The organism is Paenalcaligenes hominis, from assembly GCF_041359055.1.
GTDB classification, from domain to species: domain Bacteria; phylum Pseudomonadota; class Gammaproteobacteria; order Burkholderiales; family Burkholderiaceae_B; genus Paenalcaligenes; species Paenalcaligenes hominis_A.
Genome location: NZ_JBGJKZ010000001.1, coordinates 354,124 through 374,617, shown reverse-complemented (window position 1 = coordinate 374,617; position 20,494 = coordinate 354,124). Strand labels below are relative to the sequence as shown.

Below are 20,494 nucleotides of genomic sequence, written 5' to 3'. Positions count from 1 at the left end.
CCTAAGCCGGGTAGGCTGCAGCGTGCGCCGCGGCGAGAATTTCTATGTGAGTCCCACATCGACATAGATTATGGCGTAATTCGTTACGAATCTCCTCTTGGGAAGGGTGCGGATTGCGTAACAATAAGGCTTGTACCGTCATAATCATGCCATTTAAACAATAACCACATTGCGCGGCCTGATGGTCGATAAAGGCTTGTTGAACGGGATTAGGTTGCCCGTCTACAGCCAGTCCTTCTAGGGTGGTAATACTGTAGTCTTGAACAGCGCCACAGGTGGTAACACAGGAACGAGCTGCTACACCGTCGACCAATACCGTACAGGCACCGCACTCTCCAAGACCACACCCAAATTTTGCACTCGTTAAACCGAGGTCATTGCGCAACACATATAACAATGGCGTATCAGGGCTTACCGTTACGGTTTTCTCCTGACCATTTACACTCAGTTTCATGGAAATAAGACTAGACATCAACCCACCAATTAAAAGCCTACACACTCTATTAAATCAGAACCTACAATGGTTCTCTTTAAATATAAACAATCTAAAAAGAAAAAAATATCACTATCCACTAGGGGTTTATACTTAAAAAATGGCTGACTTATATCAATAAAAAAATATTTCATATAACCTATATACAGCGCACACACTATTTAAAGCATTTTAAAAAGCGCTCAGCTCGTTAAGGAATTACCATGTTTGATCGCGCGCCACGCTCAACACAAAAACGTCTTTTGTCTCACCCTCACAGCCTGCTTATTGTGCGCGAGCCTAGCTTGCCGCCCACACCCGCTCCTGGTCAGCCTGGAGTCAACTCCACGTACCTTCAAGCCCACGACGATATTTTTGTTGCCATTACCGACGAAGGCATCTTTGCATTTAATGGTCATGTGGATTTGGGTACAGGAATTCAGACGGCATTGGGGCAAATTGTGGCCGACGAGCTCGATATACGCCCAGATCAACTACAGATGGTACTGGGCCACACAGACGCTTCGCCCAATCAAGGGCCTACTATTGCTAGCGCTTCTATACAAATCTCAGCCGTGCCGCTGCGCAAAGCCGCTGCGCAAGCCAAGCAAATTTTACTGCAACACCAAAGCCAAACGTGGCAAGTGAATGTAAAAGATCTGCATACCGCCCAAGGCATTATCTATGGTCCTAATGGATTAACTATTCGTTATGAGGACGCCGTACACGCTGTTCAACTACGTGCCTACTTAGACCTGAACATCATTACAAAAACCAAAGAGCAGCTTAATCTTGTGGGTAAATCCTCGCCTCGCGTCGATATACCTAAAAAAGCCGTGGGCGCTTTTACTTATGTGCACGATGTACAGGTGCCCGGTATGTGGCATGCGCGCGTAGTGCGCCCACCCTATTTAGGTCGTGATAGTGGCGACTTTATTGGCAAAAGCTTAATTTCAGTGGATGCCAATTCAGTCCAGCACATTAGTCCCGACATAGAGGTCGTACAACAAGGCGATTTTGTTGCAGTGGTGGCGCAACGCGAAGAGCATGCCGCTCAAGCCGCACGCGAGCTAATCGTAACGTGGCACACGCCACCAGAGCTAGTAGACTTGTCGTGTCTACGTGATGCGGTAGACAACCATTTCTCTACACCTCGCCTTTTGAAAGACACATCTGCAGAAAGCGCTGCACCTGACAACTGCATAGAGTTGGCAAATGAATACGTTTGGCCCTTTCAGTTGCACGCTTCAATTGGCCCTTCCTGTGCTGTAGCTATTTATGATAGTAGTTTGGTGCAAGTTTGGTCGGGTAGCCAAAACCCGCATATGCTGCGCACCCAACTGAGTGAGCTTTTTGACATAGACGAAGGCACTATAGAAATTATTCGCCACGAAGCATCAGGCTGTTATGGTCGCAATTGTGCCGATGATGTGTGTGCGGATGCATTACTGATTTCCAAGCTCACACAACGACCTATACGCCTTCAATTAACGCGAGAGCAAGAGCACGCATGGGAGCCTAAAGGCGCCGCGCAGCTTATGAAAAACAAAGCCAGCGTGACTCCCGATGGCGAACTTGTGCGCTATGAATTTCAAACGCATTATCCGTCTAATGATGCGCCGCTATTGGCCGCTCTGTTAACTGGGCACACCTCGGCCCAACCACGCACCTTACAAATGGGTGACCGTACCGCGGTACCTCCCTATACCTACCCCAGTCAACATATTGTGTGTAATGACATGGCACCTATTGTGCGTGCTTCATGGTTACGGGGGGTTTCCGCTTTACCGAACTCATTTGCCCATGAGTGCATGATTGATGAGTTAGCCCATGCTATTGGCTATGACCAAGTGGCTTTTCGCGTCAAACACCTTCATGAAGATCCCCGCGCTCAAGACTTGATTTTGGCCGTTGCTGAGCGGGCGCAATGGAAGCCGCACCATGAAGGCTCACGCGGGGTCAGTGACGCCAATGGCTGGATGTACGGCCGCGGTATTGGTTATGCCCGTTATATACACAGCAAATTCCCCGGTTTTGGATCAGCTTGGTCGGCGTGGATTGTTGACTTAAAAGTACATGAGCAGACAGGCCAAGTGGTGATTGAACACATCACGGTAGGCCAAGACACGGGCCAGATGATCAACCCCGCTGGTGTACGCCATCAAATTCATGGCAATGTGATTCAGTCACTTAGCCGCACTTTATATGAAACGGTGCGCTTTGATAAGCAAGGTGTTACCAGCTTGGAATGGGGTGCTTATCCCATTCTTAAATTTACAGACTTACCCCCTATTGATGTGGTGCTGATAGAACGCCCTGGTGATGACCCGCTCGGGTCAGGCGAATCGGCCTCGTTACCTTGCGCTCCTGCTGTAGCCAATGCCTTGTTTGATGCAACGGCACGACGGTTTTATGAAGCGCCTTTTAGCCCCACTCATATTCAACACATTTTAACTACTCACCCCCCCGTTACTAGGAGACAAAGAGAATGAGTACCTTCTTATATGGCGGCAACGTAAATGCCAATGGTATCCGTCAACATTACTTACGTTACGGCAAGCCTAACGATACGGCTCAACAGCAGCGTGATGCCATTATTCTGGTACCTGGTATTACCAGCCCCGCTGTAACATGGGGGTTCGTGGCAGAACGTTTAGGTCAGTACTTTGATACCTATGTGCTTGATGTACGTGGACGCGGTCTTAGCTCTGCCGAAGATGGCCTCGATTACGGCCTGACCGCTCAAGCGCATGACGTCATTGAGTTTGCTAAAGCATTAGGTTTAACGCGCTATGCTGTGGTGGGCCATTCTATGGGTGGTCGTATTGGCGCACGAGCTGCCGCCATGCACCCCGAGGGTTTAACCCGTCTTGTGATGGTGGATCCTCCGGTTTCTGGGCCAGACCGCCGTCCCTACCCGGCCCAACTGCCGTGGTATGTAGATTCCATGGCAATGGCACGTGAAGGCTGCACCGCAGAGCAAATGCGTGCTTTTTGCCCAACGTGGACTGAAGAGCAGTTGCAACTGCGTGCTCAGTGGCTACACACCTGCAATGAGTCCGCTATTGTCCAAAGTTTCAACGATTTCCAAAACGACGATGTGCACCAAGACTTCGCCAAGATCACGGTGCCTACCTTACTTATGATTGCCGAACGGGGCGATGTGATCCGTCCCGAAGAAGCCGAAGAAATTCAATCCCTTATTCCCAAGCTCAGCATTTCCCATGTTGCCGATGCCGGTCACATGATCCCATGGGACAACGAAGAAGGCTTTTACCAAGCCTTTGGCGAGTTCCTCGGCGCTGCGTTAAATCCTTAAAGTTAAATCGGAGTTGTTTTATGGCCGTCAGTGACTACCAATTAATCAATGCTTGGCTCGAGGTGCTTACTCTTTCCAAGCTAGAAAAAAATCAAACCGTTACGATTCTGACCGGAGCTTCCACGCATCCTCAAACCTTACGTTGCGCTTTAACTGCTGTGCAAATGAAAGGGGCTATAGTGAATCGTTTGGATTTACCCCCTGTGAATGCAGAAAAATCGTTAAGCCGTGACTCGTTATCGTATTTAGGCACTACGCCTATTACCAATAACCCAGCAGCCATAGCGGCCTTAAAAGCCAGCGATCTGGTGTTGGACTTAATGACACTACTGTTCTCACCTGAGCAAGGTGAAATTTTGGCTAGCGGCACTAAAATTTTATTGGCAGTTGAGCCACCCGAGATCCTTGTACGCGCACTTCCTAGCCAGGCCGACCGCACTCGGGTATTAAATGCCGCTAAAAAAATTGAAAACGCCTCTGCAATGCGTGTCACCTCTGCCGCTGGTACCAATCTGTACTGCCCCATTGGTGACTTCCCTGCGATCAGCGAATACGGCTTTGTGGACGAACCCGGCCGTTGGGATCACTGGCCAAGCGGCTTTGTGCTGACCTGGCCTAATGAGGGTGGCGCGACAGGAACCATTGTGATCGACAAAGGCGATATTTTATTGCCTCAGAAAAAATACGTCTCTGAGCCTATTACCCTGACCGTAGAAAATGGCTACGCCACCAAAATCGAAGGTGGGATTGATGCCGAGCTTTTAGACGAGTACATGCAAACCTTTAATGACCCTGAAGGCTATGCGATTTCCCATATTGGTTGGGGCCTACAGCCACGCACGCACTGGTCTACCTTAGACCATTACGATAAAGAGCAAACCATTGGCATGGATGCCCGTGCTTTTGAAGGCAATTTTCTCTTTTCCTTAGGGCCAAATAACGAAGCAGGGGGCGATCGTACCACTGCCTGCCATATTGATATCCCTTTACGCCGTTGCGACGTGTTTTTAGATGATCTCTGCGTTGTTAAAGCAGGACGTGTTTTAGATGGAGCAAACAATGAGTGAAACCGCGGTTTATGCTAAACAAGGTTTTGGTGCACAGTTGGAGCCTAAAGCCCCCTATGGTCTATTAATTATTGACTTGGTTAACGGCTTTGCTGACCCAGACGTATTTGGCGGCGGAAATATTCCCCAAGCCATTGCCAATACCCAAGAGCTGCTTGCTCTGGCCCGTGAAAAAAATTGGCCTGTGGCCCACACGCGCATTGTGTTTGCCGATGATCAGTCCGACAACAACATCTTTAGTATTAAAGTCCCAAGCATGTTGACCTTGCTCGAAGACAGTCATAACAGTCAAATCGTGCCCGAGTTAGCACCCGCCGACGGAGAGCTCGTCGTGCGCAAAACCGTGCCTTCTGCCTTTTTTGGTACCTCTTTAGCGGCTTGGTTAACACAACGTGGCGTGCAAACACTGGTTGTGGCCGGTGCTGTTACTAGCGGTTGTATACGGGCTTCTGTGGTCGATGCTATGCAGCTAGGTTTCCGCCCTCTAGTGGTATCCGACTGCGTGGGCGACCGTGCTATTGCTCCACACGATGCAAATTTATTCGATATGGAGCAAAAATACGCTTACGTCGCTACACTAGAACAAACCAAAGCTCTATTAGACTAAGTGCACAAAGCCTCTCTTGCCCCTAGTTCTTTAGGGGCAAAAAAAGCCTGAGCAAAAATGCTCAGGCTTTTTTGTGTAAGTACGCGAGAGGAATTAACGGTTTACTAATTTAGCAGGGAACGCTAACGCTAAGAATCCATTAAAAACCAAACACGCTGCAAAGAACCACAAGGCGGCATGACTGGTACCTGTTAAGTCAGTAGCAATCCCCATCAACGAATTACTGACCAAGCCTGCAATATTTGCCAGTGAACATGCCAAGGCAAAACCTGTTGCTGCTGCAGTTCCTTTTAAGAACGTGGCTGGCACACTAAAGAACACAGGTACTGCACCAAGTAAGGCACACGACGCCACGGTAAAACACACCACTGTCATGATCAAGTTATCGCCAAAGAATGTACTCGCCGTTAATGCCGCTGCGCCGATAAGCAAAGGAATGCACAGGTGCCAACGACGCTCTCGATGTCGATCCGAACTCGCCCCTAGAAACAACATACCAAATACCCCAGCAATGCTTGGAATAGCAGTTAACAATCCAATATGGAAAGTGTCCATAACGCCTGCATTACGGATGAATGTTGGCATCCAGAACCCAATCGCATATGCTCCAAGCAAAATAGAGAAGTCGATACTACCAAGCATCCAAACTTTTAAGTTAAAGAAGCCATCTTTAAAACTGCTCTTGCTGTGTTTGCCCTCTTTATCGTCGGCATCCAAGTCTTGTTTTAATAAGGCTTTTTCTTCTGCGGTTAACCATTTGGCATTTTCATAGCGGTCAGGCAAGGCCCAGAAAGTCAAAACACCCAACAAAATACTAGGAATAGCCTCAAGGAAAAATAACCATTGCCACCCCTGCCAACCATTCAAACCATGGAAGTGCCCCATGATCCAACCAGAAATAGGACCACCAATAACGCTAGATAAGGGTAGACCTAGCATAAATAAGGCAATAATCTTGCCGCGGCGGTAAGTGGGAAACCAAGTCGTTAGGTAGTACAGCACGCCAGGTAAGAAACCCGCCTCGGCTGCCCCCAATAAAAAACGTACTATGTAAAACTGTGTGGGCGTAGTCACGAGCATGGTCAACCCAGACAAAATACCCCACGAAATCATAATACGGGCAATCCAAATTCGTGCCCCTACTTTTTCTAGCGCCAAATTACTGGGCACTTCAAATAAAATATAACCCACAAAAAACAACCCAGCACCTAGACCATATACGGTCTCGCTGAACTGCAAGTGCTGAAGCATTTGTAACTTGGCAAAGCCTACATTAATACGATCTAAATACGCTGCCAAATAACAAAAGCATAAAAATGGAATTAACTTCCATATGATTTTCTTGTAAAGCTCTTGATTGTGCTCAGAAGAATGTGGCACGGTTCCTAGAGCTGCCTGTGTTTGCATCATTGTCTCCTACTACCATAAACGCGTTAACGCATTTATAAAAATGCGTTAACGATAAACCAACTATGTATGTATCTATGTTTTAATTCGCGGCAGCAAGAGGTTCGGCGTACACATCATACCCATACACCCAAGCTGGATCTTCTTGTTTTAACAAGAAGGTGTTGCCATTAGAAACGTCTTGAACCTTGGTCGCGCGCGCTTTACGCGTGCCTTCATAAAGAGAGAAAGCCGTTTCGTAATCTTGAGCTCCGGTTTCTTCTAAACAACGTGCTAAAACGGCCGCGTCTTCGATTGCCATGCATGCGCCTTGAGCCATATGTGGTCTCATGGGGTGACATGCATCACCTAACATCACCAAACGTCCGCGGCTCCATAAAGGTAATGGGTTACGGTTTAACAACGGCCATTTAGTAATGTTTTCAGTAGAACGAATTAAGTTTTCTACAGTGGAGTGATAACCATCAAATGCCTCAAGCATTTCTTCTTGGCTGCTATCGACAAAAGGACCTTGGAAATCCCACGCATCGTGCGGAACCCCAGTCACAAAATAATATTCGTCGCGTTTGCCTGTGGTGTAATACACCATCATGTGGCTATCTGGACGCCACCATTTCACACACGGCTCAAACTCATCCGCGAATTTTCTGAGGTTTTCACCGCGGATCAATGCACGGTGAGCTACCCAACCACTGTAAGTAGGGACTTCTACACCCAGCAAGGTTTCACGTACTTTAGAGTGAATACCGTCTGCACCAATCACTAAGTCTGCATGCACCTCTGTGCCGTCCTTGAACAGCAAACGCACATAGCCGTCTTCTTCCTGAAGCGCTTCTAAGCGTTTACCGTAGTGAACGGTACCTTCTTTTAGGCTGTTGATTTGAAGCTCGTGCATATCACCACGGTGAATGGTGATGTAGGCTGCGCCATACTCTTTACGAGCAAAATCACCTAGAGGTATACGCGACAGGTAATCTCCGGTCTCACCTTCACGGCTAAACCAAAAATCAGGATGCGAGCCCATTTGCTCTAGTTTTTCCTCTAAACCCATCTGACGGAAAACGCGCATTGCATTCGGACCCACATGAATACCAGCGCCGAGTCGAGAAAAAGCATTCGCCTGCTCAAATAGCTCTACATCAAAACCGGCTTTCTGTAACAGAGCCGCGGCAGCTGCCCCACCAATTCCAGCACCCACAATTGCTATACCGACTTTCTTAACCATTCGATCATACCCCCTGAATCAATCTAAGCTTAAAACGTAATAGATTAAAGTGTACACACTGTTAACGATCTAAGAAACCAGAATATATTAGGGGTTTACGCTAATGATTATTATTTTTTTACAGCGCATAGACTTTAAACGGTGGATGTACACACTGTACTTTCACTAAAGGCTATACTGTATCTATTGTCTTAAAACAGCTATAAGGAAAATGGATGCAAACGACAGAGAAGCCCAGCATCACGTTGCCCGAGTACGATGTCACAGAACAAATTGGACATTTATTACGTCGTGCTACTCAGCGTCATACCGCGATTTTTCAGCAGCATATAGGCGACCCCCAACTAACTGCTATTCAATTTGTGACCTTATGTGCGTTGTACGATAAAGGTCCAAGCTCACAAATCGAGTTAGTGGCGGCCACGGCTGTAGATCAAGCCACCATTCGTGGCATTATTAATAGACTTAAAGCGCGTGGCTTAGTGTTGCTTTCCACTAGCATCGAAGACAAACGTAAAGTCATTATTAGTCTCAGCCCCGAGGGCAAAACATTAATTGAGCAAACCATCCCGCGTGCTCATCACATCAGTCAGCTCACGCTTGGAAATCTCAATTCAGCAGAACAAATCGCCATTGTGTATTTATTGAAAAAAATGAGTAATGACAACGGCGTAGATAACTAACACATAAAAAAACCCCCTTCGTGCTAGCCAAAGGGGGTCAATTTGTATCAGCGCTATGTTTAGCGCAATTGCAGCACAGCGAACTCTCGTTTCACTACACTGGCAATACTTTGTGCCACAATCCATGAACTTTTAGGATTAGTGGGTGAAGGAAAATTGCGAATTTCCATGCTCATTTTTCCAAACTGGCTTTGCACATGAATACGGTGCGTATTACGCTCTAATTGTGGGTCCACAATGACACGAACTGTAGTGCGCTCTAGGCCGGGCCCAGCTAAAGCCAATGTAGCCGCCACATTTAAGTTTTTAGGGTATAAACGAGCCGCTTCTGCCGCATTGCCCTCAAACATTACATAAGGCTCAGTAATTGTGCTTGGATCTATACCAGCTGCTACCAACTCGTTGGACCAGGCTTTAACTGGCTTTAAGGAGTCATAGATCAGCTCTAAATCGGGCGCGTCGCGCAATGACTGAATATAATCTAACCCCCCTATTGCCCCAGAAGGCAAAATAATGCGGCTTCCGTGCTGCTGGCACAACTGTTGCGCAGTTTCTAATAAGTCAGCTTGTGTAAAAGCCCCTACTGAAGACACCACGACCGTTGCCCCGCTGGCTAAGCAGGCAGGTAAGTACTGTACTACCGCCTCTTGAGCTGCGGCCTCGATAATAAGTTGAGGTTTAAACGCCAATAAGTCTTCTATTTGCGTACACACCTGAAGCCCTGCTACGGCCTCAGCACGTTGCCGCAAGACCATGACCTCGGCCCCTAACTGCTCAATCAACGGCTGCAACGAGCGCAGCACGTCTTGATTAATTGCACCAAACCCAATCAAACCAATACGATACGTCATTTTTATTCCTAAAAAACAATCCCTGCTTTCTACTTTATCCACTAATTAACACACGCAATTCTTCTTTGCGCTATTAGTGTAACGGGTTGGCTCACTTTGCGTTGCCAAACCCTCAAACCTTTGTCCCAAAGGACACATTTGGTTACCAAGACTGGTTAATTTTTGTTAAAGGCTCCTATATTTTTCATTCCTAATATGTTTATATTTTAGAGTTTAGAAAAAACGATTATCTTTACTTGTTTTTATAAAATGAAAAAATCCATCATAAAAACTAATCAGTATTCAAAAACTGAATTTAAATAGATTACGGCCTACTAAATTTATAGAAAATACATATTAAAAAATAAAATTAATATCTATTTTTTATATTTTTTAGGCGTAATCGAACCTCACTTATTTTTAATTTACGAGTTCGCAGAGGACGACTTATGACCTCAAAAAAATCCCTTTCGCCTACGATTCTGGTGCCCGTATTTGCACCAGCCGTGGTCATCATTATTTTGATGGTGATTGGCACGATGAGTAATCCTGTTTTAGCAGGAAATATATTCTCTAGTGCTTTGGCATATCTCACCACCAATTTTGGTTGGTTTTATATGCTTTCGGTGGCCTTTTTTCTTATATTTTTGGTTTCCATCACATTTACAAAATGGGGCAACATTAAATTAGGCCCAGACCACGCCGATCCGGAGTACAGCTTTATTTCGTGGTTTGCCATGTTATTTTCAGCTGGTTACGGTATTGCTTTACTTTTTTTTGGTGTAGCCGAGCCCGTCTTACATTACGCTTCGCCTCCGGCAGGTCCCGCCTTAACCGTAGACGCGGCTAAACAAGCTATGCAAATCGCCTTCTTTCATTGGGGTTTTCATATCTGGGCGATTTATGGCTTAGTAGGCCTTACTTTGGCGTATTTTACCTTTAGGCACGGTCTACCGCTTTCTATGCGCTCCGCTTTATATCCCATTATTGGCGACCGCATTTATGGGCCTATCGGTCACATCGTCGATATTTTTGCTATTTTGGGCACTTTATTTGGTATTGCGACCACATTGGGTCTATCAGTGACCCAGATTAATGTGGGACTAAATTATCTCTGGCCCAGCATTCCTGTGACCCATGCAGTCCAAATTACTACCATTATTTTGGTGACTGCCTTAACAGCGCTTTCCGTTGGTGCCGGTTTAGATAAAGGGGTGAAACGTCTTTCATTACTTAATATTTTTCTTGCCGTTGCCTTGATGCTGTTTGTTTTTGTAACAGGCCCCACCATCTTTATCTTAAATACTTTTATGCAAAACACAGGTAGCTATCTCAGCAACATTGTAGAGCGCACCTTTAACTTGCAGGCGTATACCACCAGCGACTGGATTGGTAACTGGACCCTATTTATTTTTGGTTGGACTATTGCGTGGGCACCCTTCGTGGGGCTGTTTATCGCCAAAATTAGCCGTGGTCGTACTATCCGTCAATTTATTGTGGGCGTAATGGTTGTACCTACCGTCTTCACCTTTTTATGGTTTTCCGTCTTTGGCGATACCGCTTTGCATATGATTATGGTCGAAGGCTACACTGCCCTCATTGAGGAGGTACAGGCCGACCACGCTATTGCATTATTTAAGCTATTCGAACGCTTACCTTTAGCCAGTATTGTGTCGTTCGTAACAGTGATGCTGATTGCGCTGTTTTTTGTGACCTCATCTGACTCTGGCTCGCTAGTGATTGATTCACTTGCTTCGGGCGGCGCGGCTTATACCCCTGTATGGCAACGCGTTTTCTGGGCGTCCATGTCTGGTATTATTGCCATTGCTTTACTGCTTGCGGGCGGCCTAAGCGCTCTTCAAGCCGCCTCGGTAATCAGCGCCTTACCCTTTGCTATCATTATGATTATTGCTGCTATTGGTATGTGGCGCGCATTAATTATTGAAGAACATCACGAGGCCAGCCTTCAAGGTTCGCTACAAAACCGCCCTGTGGGCGCACGTAACAACCTCAATTACTGGAAAAAACGTTTGGCTAATTTAGTGGATTTTCCTTCTCGTATCGATGTAGAAAACTTTATTCGCCATACTGTTATGTCCAGCATGCAGCGGGTGGAGCAAGAGCTAGAAGAGCAAGGTTGGAATGCCCACGTGATTTTTGATGAACAAAATCACCGTGCACACTTTGAGGTCATTCAAGAAGGCAAGTTGGAATTTATTTATGAGGTACGCTTACGCGGCTATGATATGCCCGATTTTGATCTGCCAGAAGACTCTAAAAATGGCGCTAGCACCGACGACAAATATTACCGTGCTGAAGTCTTTTTACGCCGTGGCGGTCAAGCGTATGACGTTTACGGCTACGAACCCTCAGATATTATTTCCGATATTTTGGATCAGTTTGAAAAATACATGCATTTCTTGCATGTATCTCCAGGCATCTTGCCGTGGAACATGGAAGACCATGACGAGGACTTAATTCACGACGAGGAGCCGAGCGCCGACGAGCCACAAGCTCGCCCTCAGTCTTAAACACATACAGGTCGCTACGGCGACCTTTTTACTGCCTAGCATTAAGCTGAGAAGGGCTTACGCCATAGCGCTGTTTAAAGCGGCGTGAGAAATGCGCGGTGCTGATGAAGCCGACCTCGGCCCCTAAACCCTCTATAGAAAGCACGGAGTCTTTCTCTTGCATGAGTCGCCAATAGGCGCGTTGCAAACGCTGGTCAATTACATAGTTCTGTATGCTACTTTCTGTACATTGACTAAATATACGCTGTAAATGGCGCTCAGAAACCCCGACCGCCGCTGCTATGCGTGCATTGTTCAAGCTTGGCTCGTCAAGATGGTCGGCAATAAACTGTTGAGCAGCTAATAAATACACCAGACTTAGGCTACTTTGGCTTAGGGAAGGACGATCGGGGCAAAGCAAAGCCGTCATCAGCCTTACGATCTGCTCTTGTAAGACCGGTAACCGCTGGGTGCAAGGTTGGGCCATAAATTGACGGCAACATTGCGCTAAGGTGCGTTGCAATAAGCGTTGTTGTGCAGTGGTGGCCCGTAACAACAACGGCTGATCTAATGCTATTCGGTTTATGTGCTGCATCGTTTCTGAGGGCAAATCAATAATAATTTGACGCATGTTGCTTTTGAAACCGAATAGATACGGATTATCCGTTCGATAAATCACCATATCGTGCGGTTGAACGGCATGACACTGCTTGCCCTGATAAAAAAACGCAGCGCTAATAAAATCAAACGAAATAAATATGCTGTCTTTGGGAGTACGCTTTATATGCAAAGGCGTGCGCTCAATAATGTGCGAATTGCCACGAATTATGCTTAACCCTAAATGTTGGCTCCACATATTGTCTTGGGCAGCCATTAAGCCACGCGGATCGTAAGGTGTGCACTTTAAATCGACAAGCCGATTCGAGCTATAAGACTCCCAGTACGCGCAACGTTGTGTTAACGGTAACGAGGCCGTGGAAGCAGAAGTAATACGCAAACTCATAGCTACACCCAATAATCAATTCGCTCTTTAGCTTAGCGGCTACCTGTTATCTGTACAGCAAGGGTTTACACTCAATTAAGCTCTGCTGGCGCTGGATACATCCCTTTTTCATGTCCTTCACAGTCAAAACCGCTCTCCATGCTCTTTTTATACTACTTAGTATATGTATTGACTTTATTTAGGAGAAGCTCATGACATCCTCAGGAAATGAATTTTGGCGCTCAATTGCCCCTATTGAAAAAGTATTTCAACCCGACGCGTTACCTGAAGTGTATATTGCGAATGCACCAACTGATGACACATCGCTGTATGTACCCTTTACGGAAACGGTATCATCGCGCCCACTGTGGATTTCTCCAAATGAAAACCGCTGGTGCGATATTTTAATGGCAACTGGCCCTGGTTTGGTTAATCGTCACTACCACCCCCACGAGGTTTTTGCCTACACCATTTCAGGCAAATGGGGCTATTTAGAGCACGATTGGATTGCCACCGCAGGCGACTTTGTGTATGAAACCCCAGGCGAGGGCCACACCCTTGTAGCCTATGAGCACGAAGACCCCATGAAAGTCTTTTTTAATGTCAAAGGCCCACTTATTTGGCTAGACGAAAAAGGAGAATCCTGTGGGTATTTTGATGTGCATGACTACATTGCGTTATGCCGCGCTCATTATGAAAAAATTGGTTTAGGTGCCGATTACGTGGACACCTTGTTCCGCTAAGAGCTAGTTTTTACACCCCATAACCTGTCATAAACACCACTACAGCCTCATCAATAAAAACATTGAGCTCGTCTTGAGTGAGTGGGATTTCTATCATGGCTTTATGGGTAGGATAAAAGCTAATCATGTCGTGAAACAATGTAGCAGCTAAGAGCGGATCAGCCTCTCTTAGCTGTTTTTTTTGCTGCAGCTCGTGAATAAATTTAGCCAATACACGACGTGACTGTTGGGGCCGACTTTCAAGCCAAACTTTGCCTAAGTCCTCGAAGCGTCGAGCCTCTGCAATAATAAGACGCTGAAACGCCAAATGACGTTCATCTAAGAGCTGATTGAGTAAATTGTGGGCTATTTGGCGCAACCCCTCTTCAGGCGTTTTGTTGGTAATTTCCGTGGTGCGCAAATGCTCTAGAAATTCGGCAGCTAAACTGCGTACCACCTCGATAAAAAGACCCTTTTTACCACCAAAATGTCGATATACATTGGTTTTAGAGCCGCCTACTTTTTTAATAATTTCATCAACACTAACAGCCGCATAGCCTCTTTCTAAAAATCGATCGGTGGCCTCTGTAATGATGAGTTCGCGTCGATCTATGCCGCGATAGGTGCGCGCAGGGGGAGCTACTTCAAAACCAAAGTTATATTCCATCGTGTTTTTGCCTATTAGGTCTATCGCTGTAAGCTAGCGCATTAAGATACATCAATGAATCTTACCACTGGTTTCTCATTTTTTTCTAGTTTTTCCTAAGCCAAGCACCACTACAAACTCACAACTCTGGTGCACTGCTCAAGCCAACACTTGGCTATAAAAACAACTACTGTGATAATAAAAAGCACCATCAGAAAGCACTGGTACACGGTTTTTCCGCTATACTTAGGGCTGACAAAGGGGAGTAGCTTATTTCCGTCGCATCGTCATCACGGCCAGACTCTATAGTCTCCCGGTGCACGGGTAACAAACGCTCGCGTTATATGTGGCCTCAACCCACAACGTTACAAGCAAGACCTTGCCAATCAAAGGGCAAGGTGCGTGTACTCCATACAAAAAGCCTGCTCTTTTATTGGAATCAGGCTTTTTTTTATTTCTGGAGTGACTATGTTGGAATTTTTCCAAACTCTTAGTTGGGCTGCGGTTTTTCAAATTATTTTAATTGATATTCTTTTAGGCGGTGATAATGCAGTAGTTATTGCCTTAGCCTGTAGAAACCTTCCTAAAGAACAACGCTTAAAAGGGGTGCTATGGGGAACAGCCGGTGCCATTGTATTGCGTGTGCTGTTAATTGCTTTTGCCTTAACACTATTAGCGGTACCCTACCTTAAACTGGTTGGAGCTTTGCTGTTGGCTTGGGTCGCATTAAAGCTTTTGGTGCCCGAACATGATGAGCACGCAAATATCCAAGCCAGTGCCAGCGTATGGACAGCAGTAAAAACCATTATTATTGCTGACTTTGTCATGAGCCTAGACAATGTAATTGCCATTGCTGGGGCGGCCCAATTAGCCGACCCTGATCACCAAATGGGGCTGGTTATTTTTGGTTTATTGGTTAGCATTCCAATTATTGTCTGGGGCAGCACCTTAATTTTAAAACTCATTGACCGCTTCCCTTCCATTGTGACTTTTGGTGCGGGTTTACTGGGCTGGATTGCCGGCGGTTTGTTAGTGACCGATGTGGTTGTAATTAAGCATTTTGGTGAACCTACTGCGTTAGTGCATTACAGCGCAGCTGCTATAGGGGCTATTACCATCGTCTTAGTTGGTAAGTTTTTAGCTCATCGTAAAAATAAAAAACAGGCGTAATTCTGCGCCCCCAGTCCCCCTATTAATAGGGGGATTTTTCTATCTATTCCTAGGAGACAACTATGAAAAAATGGAGCCAATTACTTGGTGCTGTATTACTTGGAGCGGTGGCTTTTAGCGCACAAGCGGGTCCGCGTCTTGATCGTATCCAAGAGTCCAAAACTTTGCGTGTAGGCACGCCTGGCGACTACCGCCCTTTTGCCATTAAAACCGAACAAGGTTATGAAGGCCATGACATTGATGTGATTGAGGCCATGGCCGCTGAGCTAGGCTTAGCCATAGAATACGTGCCCACCACATGGCCCAATCTTATGCCAGACCTACAAGCTGACAAATTTGATATTGCGGTCGGAGGCATTACACGTACACCGGCTCGCATTGCAAAAATGGAAATGCTGCCCGGCTACGCGCCCTTTGGTAAAGTGGCTTTAGCGCGCAGTACCGATAAAAGCAAATACAAAACAGTGGCTGATTTAAATCAGCCTTCTGTGCATGTGATTAAAAACCCAGGCGGTACCAATGAACTGTTTGTATTAGAGCATCTCAAAGAGGCTCAAGTCAGTACGCATGATAAAAATGCAGAGATCCCTGCCCTCATTGCGGAAGGCAAAGGCGACATCATGATTACAGAAACCTATGAAGCCCTACATTACAGCAACGCCGACTCTCGCCTAAGTGCTCTATTTATTGATCAGCCTCTGACCCCCGTTAATTATCTCGGATTTATGTTGGCAGCTGATGATACGGACTACGTACGTATGATGCAGTTTGTGTGGGATTTAATGGACGAGCGTGATGTGTTGGATGCCGCAGAGGATAAATGGCTAAAGTAATTACGTTTTGGCTTGTATCCAACGCGTAAAAGGCGCTGGGCTGAGGCCTGGCGGTACAAACCACACACGCTGCACGGGGTCCCAACGGGCCCCGAGCTCTTTAGCCTGATCTTTTTCAGCAAAAGGCACAACCAAATTAACGCGCTGAGCAGCTGTGTGACTTGAGACTGCACTAACCTGATGCCCAACGGTGCTTTGCTGTAACTGCTGTAAACGCTGTTGCGTAACTGCCTGAATATGTTTCAACCGCAATTCGCGTACGTATTCACTGACCTGATGATCGGCCTGAGGTACAAATAAGCTCAACCGTTTTTGCGCACGCGTAATAGCCACATAAAACAGATTACGCTCCATCTCAGCGTCATGTTGCAAAGACGGGAATTCGCCCATTTCCAAATAGGGCAGCAGCACATGTTCGTACTCTTTACCTTTGGCCTGTGCAACACAACTAAGTGTGATGGCCTGTGATGCCGGCTGAGCACTCGGGTCGTGCTGGGCACACCATTGGTAAAAAGACGCTATGCCTAATTCCAGCTGCTGCGCCATCGCCAAAAATGCCGCCATCGACTTATGTATTACTTGGGCAGCATGGTCAAATACATAAATACGCTTTGCTACGTTGGCTACATCCAGTGTTTGCATTAAATGGGTTAATACCTCTGCCGCAGAGCTGGTAGCTGAAACCTGTTCTAAATAGCCCAGAGTTTCTTTAAAACGCCACTGGTCGTGCTCTGAGGCACGACGCATCATCTGCCCTTCGTAAAAAAAGCGTAATAAGGCAGGCGTTTCTGCAATCTCTGCCGCTGCCGCCGCAATGTCTGTTTCGCTAAAAGGCAGTTCACTAAACAAAGCTAAGGCACGCACCATACGTTCCCGCAATGCACTGTGTTGAATAGCTGCCAAATCACCCAAAGCCAAAGCTAGCCAAGCACGTAAAAACAAAATCTCGTCGCGCTGTAAATAGCTTTGCATGCCTTGTAGGGTATAGGGTATGCCCTGTGTAAGCAGCTGATTTTCTAAATGGATGGATTGGTGTACGTCTCGTAACAACACGGCGCACTGGGCAAGCTGCCCACCTTGGCGCTGCCATTGCATTATGGCCTGAACCACGGGCGTTACGGCTTGGTCCGCCTCGTAACGATGCACATGAATTTGGGTGGCTAAGGGCAATAAACTATCGACTTTTTTCTGCTTGAATTGTGCTGTGGCATAAGCCAAATACGGGCCATGCCTATAGGTATAGCTCAGAGGCAAGCGTTTTATCTGCTCAAAATACGCCTCAAACCGCGCATGCAAATAGCTGGCGTCTGCTGCTAAATGTTTTTGAATAACCTGATCCTTATCACCCGCCGCTACCATATAGGTCTGCTCGCGTTGGGCCAATAAGCGCAAAACTTGGAAGGCGGCCTCGTTCGCATCGTGCAGTTCATCAACCACAATCAAGCGGTAATCGGGCAACAGCTCCATAAGATCGGGTTGCTCAAGTAAGGTGGTCGCCAGATCATAGGTTGCGTCTTGGGGCCCACGAAACAGCACGCCCTCATAGGGGCTTTGGCGCAAGATTTCATAGTGCTGAGTCCATAAAAAGTCGCTGAGTGTTACCCCCATTTGCAGTGCTTTTTCAGCGGCGGTTTCCTCCTCGTTTAAAAACACAGCCAAACTGGCTTTTAAACGTAATTGACTTTGAAAAAACTGACTTAAAGCCACATGGTGTGTGCGGAAATCCAGCTCTTCCCCGTATGCATTGGGTTGTTGACTTAAATGCTCGAGCGCTTCCAAGGCCATTGGTTTTAAATCGTACAAGGAGCTCAAGCGGGGCGGGTCTTCTTCTTCCCAAAATTTTAAAACATGGTGCGCAAAGTCTTCGACTGTGTAAAGCGCCATTTTATTGATAATAAAAGGTGCCACCCCTAGCTCTCTAAGGCGCTGACGTAACACCTCTTTGGCTTCTACTGTAAATACCAAAGCCAGAATATGTTCTGGCACTAGCCCCCGCGCCAATGCCTCGCCTATTCGCAACGCTAAGGTCGTGGTTTTGGCAGCGCCCGCATTGGCTTCAATTAGCGTAATACGGTGCTGTGAACATTGAATGGCCACTTGCTCTGCAGTGGGCACAATTCGATTCGGAATAAAGCGCGGTGTAGGGCTCATGCTTAGACGCCTACGCGCTGGGCCAACACATCTAAGTTGCTAAGTGAGATGCGATGCTGCTCAAGCAACGACAAAGTTCCATTGTGATACATCTGGACTAGCTCCCTATCATCCAGTTGATCTACCTGTGCAAAATCGACCACCCATACCCCAGCAACGCTTTGGGTTTGCCCATCCATAGTTAAGTTAATACTTTGTTCGGTCAGAAGCCCTTTTTCTTTAAGGCGCATTACCCATTGTTGGGTTTGCTCTAATTCACGCTCTAGCGTATGCAGTGCATGACTGAGCTGCTGTAAATAAGCGCTAGGCGTACCCGCCTCATAAAATGCCATTCCTTCGTCGTGGCTTAGACCTGGGTAGTTAGCATCTACGTGCACCACAGGCTGTTGTGTTGCTGCATGCCACTGTAGCTGAAAAGGATGGCGTTGGGCATAAGCTGGCACATAAGAGGATGCCTCCCAGCTACCATCGGGGTTAACAAACAAATTTTGTTCGGCTTCAAACCCAAATAACACCACGGATTGTAACTGCGTAGCCGCTGCATCTGCCGCAATAAACACAATAGGATAATACTTGCAAGCTTGTTCGTACTCACTCTGGGCCAAAGGCATGGCATTCATCGTTCGAGCAAAGCCATAATGATGACTGTGTAGCTTAATTTTTAGCTCTGGATCACTGCCATCTAAAGCCACCCACTGTGTATCTATCGTTTGATTTGACATAATCCCCCCAGTTAAATGTCCATTATAAGCATAGCCAAGCCAACAGAAAATCCACTATACTAGACTGAGTAATAACTATTCTCATTTGTATTTATGATGGCAACTACCGCTACGCTTACAGCCTACAAACAGGTTCTAAGTCAGCGCCTCTTTATTCTTGCTGGCCTCTTTCTTGCCATTGCTCTCAGTCTTATCGCCGATTTCATGTTAGGCCCGTCTGGGCTGGCTTGGTCTGAGCTGTCTGCGGCCTTGTTTAGCCCAAGTCAGGTCGACGCCACTACGCGTGTCATCGTCTGGGATATTCGTCTGCCTTATGCACTGATGGCTATTGCCATAGGCATGGGCTTAGGTTTATCGGGCGCTGAAATGCAAACCATTTTAAATAACCCCTTAGCCAGCCCTTTTACCTTGGGTATTTCATCAGCCGCGGCATTTGGGGCTTCGTTGGCTTTGGTACTTAATTTATCCATTCCTGGTGTACCTGCGGCATGGATGATTGCTATTAATGCTTTTTTATTCGCCATGATTTCCGCTCTATTATTAGATGCGGTCGCACGTTGGGGCGCGCTCAGCACCTCATCCATTGTGTTGTTTGGTATTGCGTTGGTTTTTTCCTTTAATGCCTTAGTCTCTCTGATGCAATTTGTAGCCAGCGCCGAAGCCTTACAGGGCTTAGTGTTTTGGACCTTAGGCAGTTTGTCTCGCGCTACTTGGGGCACAGTCGGCCTCATGTTTTTAACAGTTCTGGTGCTATTTCCTCTTTCTATGCGCGATGCATGGAAAATGACAGCATTACGTTTAGGCGAAGAGCGCGCACTCAGTTTTGGTATTAATGTGCAACGCTTGCGTCTGACCTCACTATTGCGCATTAGTTTTTTGGCAGCCATGGCGGTGTCTTTTGCCGGCACCATTGGCTTTATTGGCCTCATCGCACCGCATATAGCACGCCGCTTATTTGGTGAAGACCACCGCTTTTATTTACCTGGCAGTGCGCTGGTCGGGGCATTAATTCTTTCCTTAGCCTCTATTGCCTCCAAAAACATCGTATCAGGTGTCATTGTGCCAGTAGGTATTGTCACCTCTTTAGTTGGTGTGCCTTTTTTCTTATCTATAGTGCTTCGACGCCAAGCGCATTAAACCCTATTTGT

At 46.7% G+C, this 20,494-nt stretch carries 18 protein-coding genes; 10 read left to right on the top strand and 8 right to left on the bottom strand.

Annotation, left to right across the window (positions count from 1 at the left end; all coding sequences use genetic code 11):
* Position 1 precedes the first annotated feature (1 nt).
* Entirely contained in the window at positions 2 to 472 is a 471-nt protein-coding gene (locus ACBP46_RS01720) for a (2Fe-2S)-binding protein (RefSeq protein ID WP_371015010.1), read from the bottom strand.
* 224 nt (positions 473 to 696) lie between these two features.
* Between ACBP46_RS01720 and ACBP46_RS01715 the strand changes: the two genes are divergently transcribed.
* From ACBP46_RS01715 to ACBP46_RS01700, 4 genes are read left to right on the top strand one after another with little or no spacing between them, the layout of a single operon-like run.
* Positions 697 to 2,964, top strand: coding sequence for a xanthine dehydrogenase family protein molybdopterin-binding subunit (locus ACBP46_RS01715; protein ID WP_371015009.1), 2,268 nt, complete (start codon positions 697 to 699; stop codon positions 2,962 to 2,964).
* A complete protein-coding gene (locus tag ACBP46_RS01710) occupies positions 2,961 to 3,791 on the top strand; it encodes an alpha/beta fold hydrolase (RefSeq protein ID WP_371015008.1) in 831 nt (276 codons plus the stop codon). Before ACBP46_RS01715 ends, ACBP46_RS01710 begins: the two co-directional genes overlap by 4 nt.
* A 20-nt stretch (positions 3,792 to 3,811) precedes the next feature.
* The gene (locus ACBP46_RS01705) at positions 3,812 to 4,858 is read left to right on the top strand and encodes a 2,5-dihydroxypyridine 5,6-dioxygenase (protein ID WP_371015007.1); all 1,047 of its coding nucleotides are present in this window, start codon (positions 3,812 to 3,814) and stop codon (positions 4,856 to 4,858) included.
* Positions 4,851 to 5,465, top strand: a complete 615-nt coding sequence (locus tag ACBP46_RS01700) for an N-carbamoylsarcosine amidohydrolase (RefSeq protein ID WP_371015006.1) — start codon at positions 4,851 to 4,853, stop codon at positions 5,463 to 5,465. The genes ACBP46_RS01705 and ACBP46_RS01700 overlap by 8 nt, the downstream gene beginning before the upstream one ends.
* Before the next feature lie 93 nt (positions 5,466 to 5,558).
* Here ACBP46_RS01700 and ACBP46_RS01695 read toward each other — a convergent pair whose 3' ends face one another.
* Together ACBP46_RS01695 and ACBP46_RS01690 are read right to left on the bottom strand one after the other, a co-directional pair.
* Entirely contained in the window at positions 5,559 to 6,872 is a 1,314-nt protein-coding gene (locus ACBP46_RS01695; protein WP_371015405.1) for an MFS transporter, read from the bottom strand.
* 82 nt (positions 6,873 to 6,954) lie between these two features.
* Positions 6,955 to 8,097 carry an FAD-dependent monooxygenase gene (locus ACBP46_RS01690; protein WP_371015005.1) on the bottom strand — a complete coding sequence of 381 codons (1,143 nt, stop codon included), beginning with the start codon at positions 8,095 to 8,097 and terminating at the stop codon, positions 6,955 to 6,957.
* Positions 8,098 to 8,312: 215 nt separating this feature from the next.
* On the opposite strand from ACBP46_RS01690, the gene ACBP46_RS01685 reads away from it, so the two are divergent.
* Positions 8,313 to 8,780 (top strand): MarR family winged helix-turn-helix transcriptional regulator, encoded by a 468-nt coding sequence (locus ACBP46_RS01685; RefSeq protein WP_371015004.1) that lies wholly within the window; start codon positions 8,313 to 8,315, stop codon positions 8,778 to 8,780.
* Positions 8,781 to 8,839: 59 nt separating this feature from the next.
* Here ACBP46_RS01685 and ACBP46_RS01680 read toward each other — a convergent pair whose 3' ends face one another.
* Positions 8,840 to 9,631: an aspartate dehydrogenase gene (locus ACBP46_RS01680; protein WP_371015003.1), complete on the bottom strand. Its 792-nt coding sequence runs from the start codon at positions 9,629 to 9,631 to the stop codon at positions 8,840 to 8,842.
* A 428-nt stretch (positions 9,632 to 10,059) separates the two neighbouring features.
* Here ACBP46_RS01680 and ACBP46_RS01675 point away from each other — a divergent pair, with 428 nt between their 5' ends.
* On the top strand, positions 10,060 to 12,141 hold the full coding sequence (locus ACBP46_RS01675) for a BCCT family transporter (protein ID WP_371015002.1): 2,082 nt from the start codon (positions 10,060 to 10,062) through the stop codon (positions 12,139 to 12,141).
* A 28-nt stretch (positions 12,142 to 12,169) separates the two neighbouring features.
* On the opposite strand, the gene ACBP46_RS01670 is transcribed toward ACBP46_RS01675, so the two are convergent.
* Positions 12,170 to 13,123: an AraC family transcriptional regulator gene (locus ACBP46_RS01670; protein WP_371015001.1), complete on the bottom strand. Its 954-nt coding sequence runs from the start codon at positions 13,121 to 13,123 to the stop codon at positions 12,170 to 12,172.
* Positions 13,124 to 13,314: 191 nt separating this feature from the next.
* Between ACBP46_RS01670 and ACBP46_RS01665 the strand changes: the two genes are divergently transcribed.
* On the top strand, positions 13,315 to 13,845 hold the full coding sequence (locus ACBP46_RS01665; RefSeq protein WP_371015000.1) for a 2,4'-dihydroxyacetophenone dioxygenase family protein: 531 nt from the start codon (positions 13,315 to 13,317) through the stop codon (positions 13,843 to 13,845).
* Positions 13,846 to 13,855: 10 nt separating this feature from the next.
* On the opposite strand, the gene ACBP46_RS01660 is transcribed toward ACBP46_RS01665, so the two are convergent.
* Positions 13,856 to 14,491, bottom strand: a complete 636-nt coding sequence (locus ACBP46_RS01660; protein ID WP_371014999.1) for a TetR/AcrR family transcriptional regulator — start codon at positions 14,489 to 14,491, stop codon at positions 13,856 to 13,858.
* A gap of 447 nt (positions 14,492 to 14,938) precedes the next feature.
* On the opposite strand from ACBP46_RS01660, the gene ACBP46_RS01655 reads away from it, so the two are divergent.
* Positions 14,939 to 15,640 (top strand): TerC family protein, encoded by a 702-nt coding sequence (locus tag ACBP46_RS01655; RefSeq protein WP_371014998.1) that lies wholly within the window; start codon positions 14,939 to 14,941, stop codon positions 15,638 to 15,640.
* A 62-nt stretch (positions 15,641 to 15,702) separates the two neighbouring features.
* On the top strand, positions 15,703 to 16,473 hold the full coding sequence (locus ACBP46_RS01650; RefSeq protein WP_371014997.1) for a transporter substrate-binding domain-containing protein: 771 nt from the start codon (positions 15,703 to 15,705) through the stop codon (positions 16,471 to 16,473).
* On the opposite strand, the gene ACBP46_RS01645 is transcribed toward ACBP46_RS01650, so the two are convergent.
* On the bottom strand, positions 16,474 to 18,624 hold the full coding sequence (locus tag ACBP46_RS01645; protein ID WP_371014996.1) for a 3'-5' exonuclease: 2,151 nt from the start codon (positions 18,622 to 18,624) through the stop codon (positions 16,474 to 16,476).
* Positions 18,625 to 18,626: 2 nt separating this feature from the next.
* Complete coding sequence (locus ACBP46_RS01640) at positions 18,627 to 19,346, bottom strand: SapC family protein (protein ID WP_371014995.1); 720 nt, start codon at positions 19,344 to 19,346, stop codon at positions 18,627 to 18,629.
* 93 nt (positions 19,347 to 19,439) lie between these two features.
* Between ACBP46_RS01640 and ACBP46_RS01635 the strand changes: the two genes are divergently transcribed.
* Positions 19,440 to 20,483 carry a FecCD family ABC transporter permease gene (locus tag ACBP46_RS01635; RefSeq protein WP_371014994.1) on the top strand — a complete coding sequence of 348 codons (1,044 nt, stop codon included), beginning with the start codon at positions 19,440 to 19,442 and terminating at the stop codon, positions 20,481 to 20,483.
* The last annotated feature ends 11 nt before the right edge of the window (positions 20,484 to 20,494 follow it).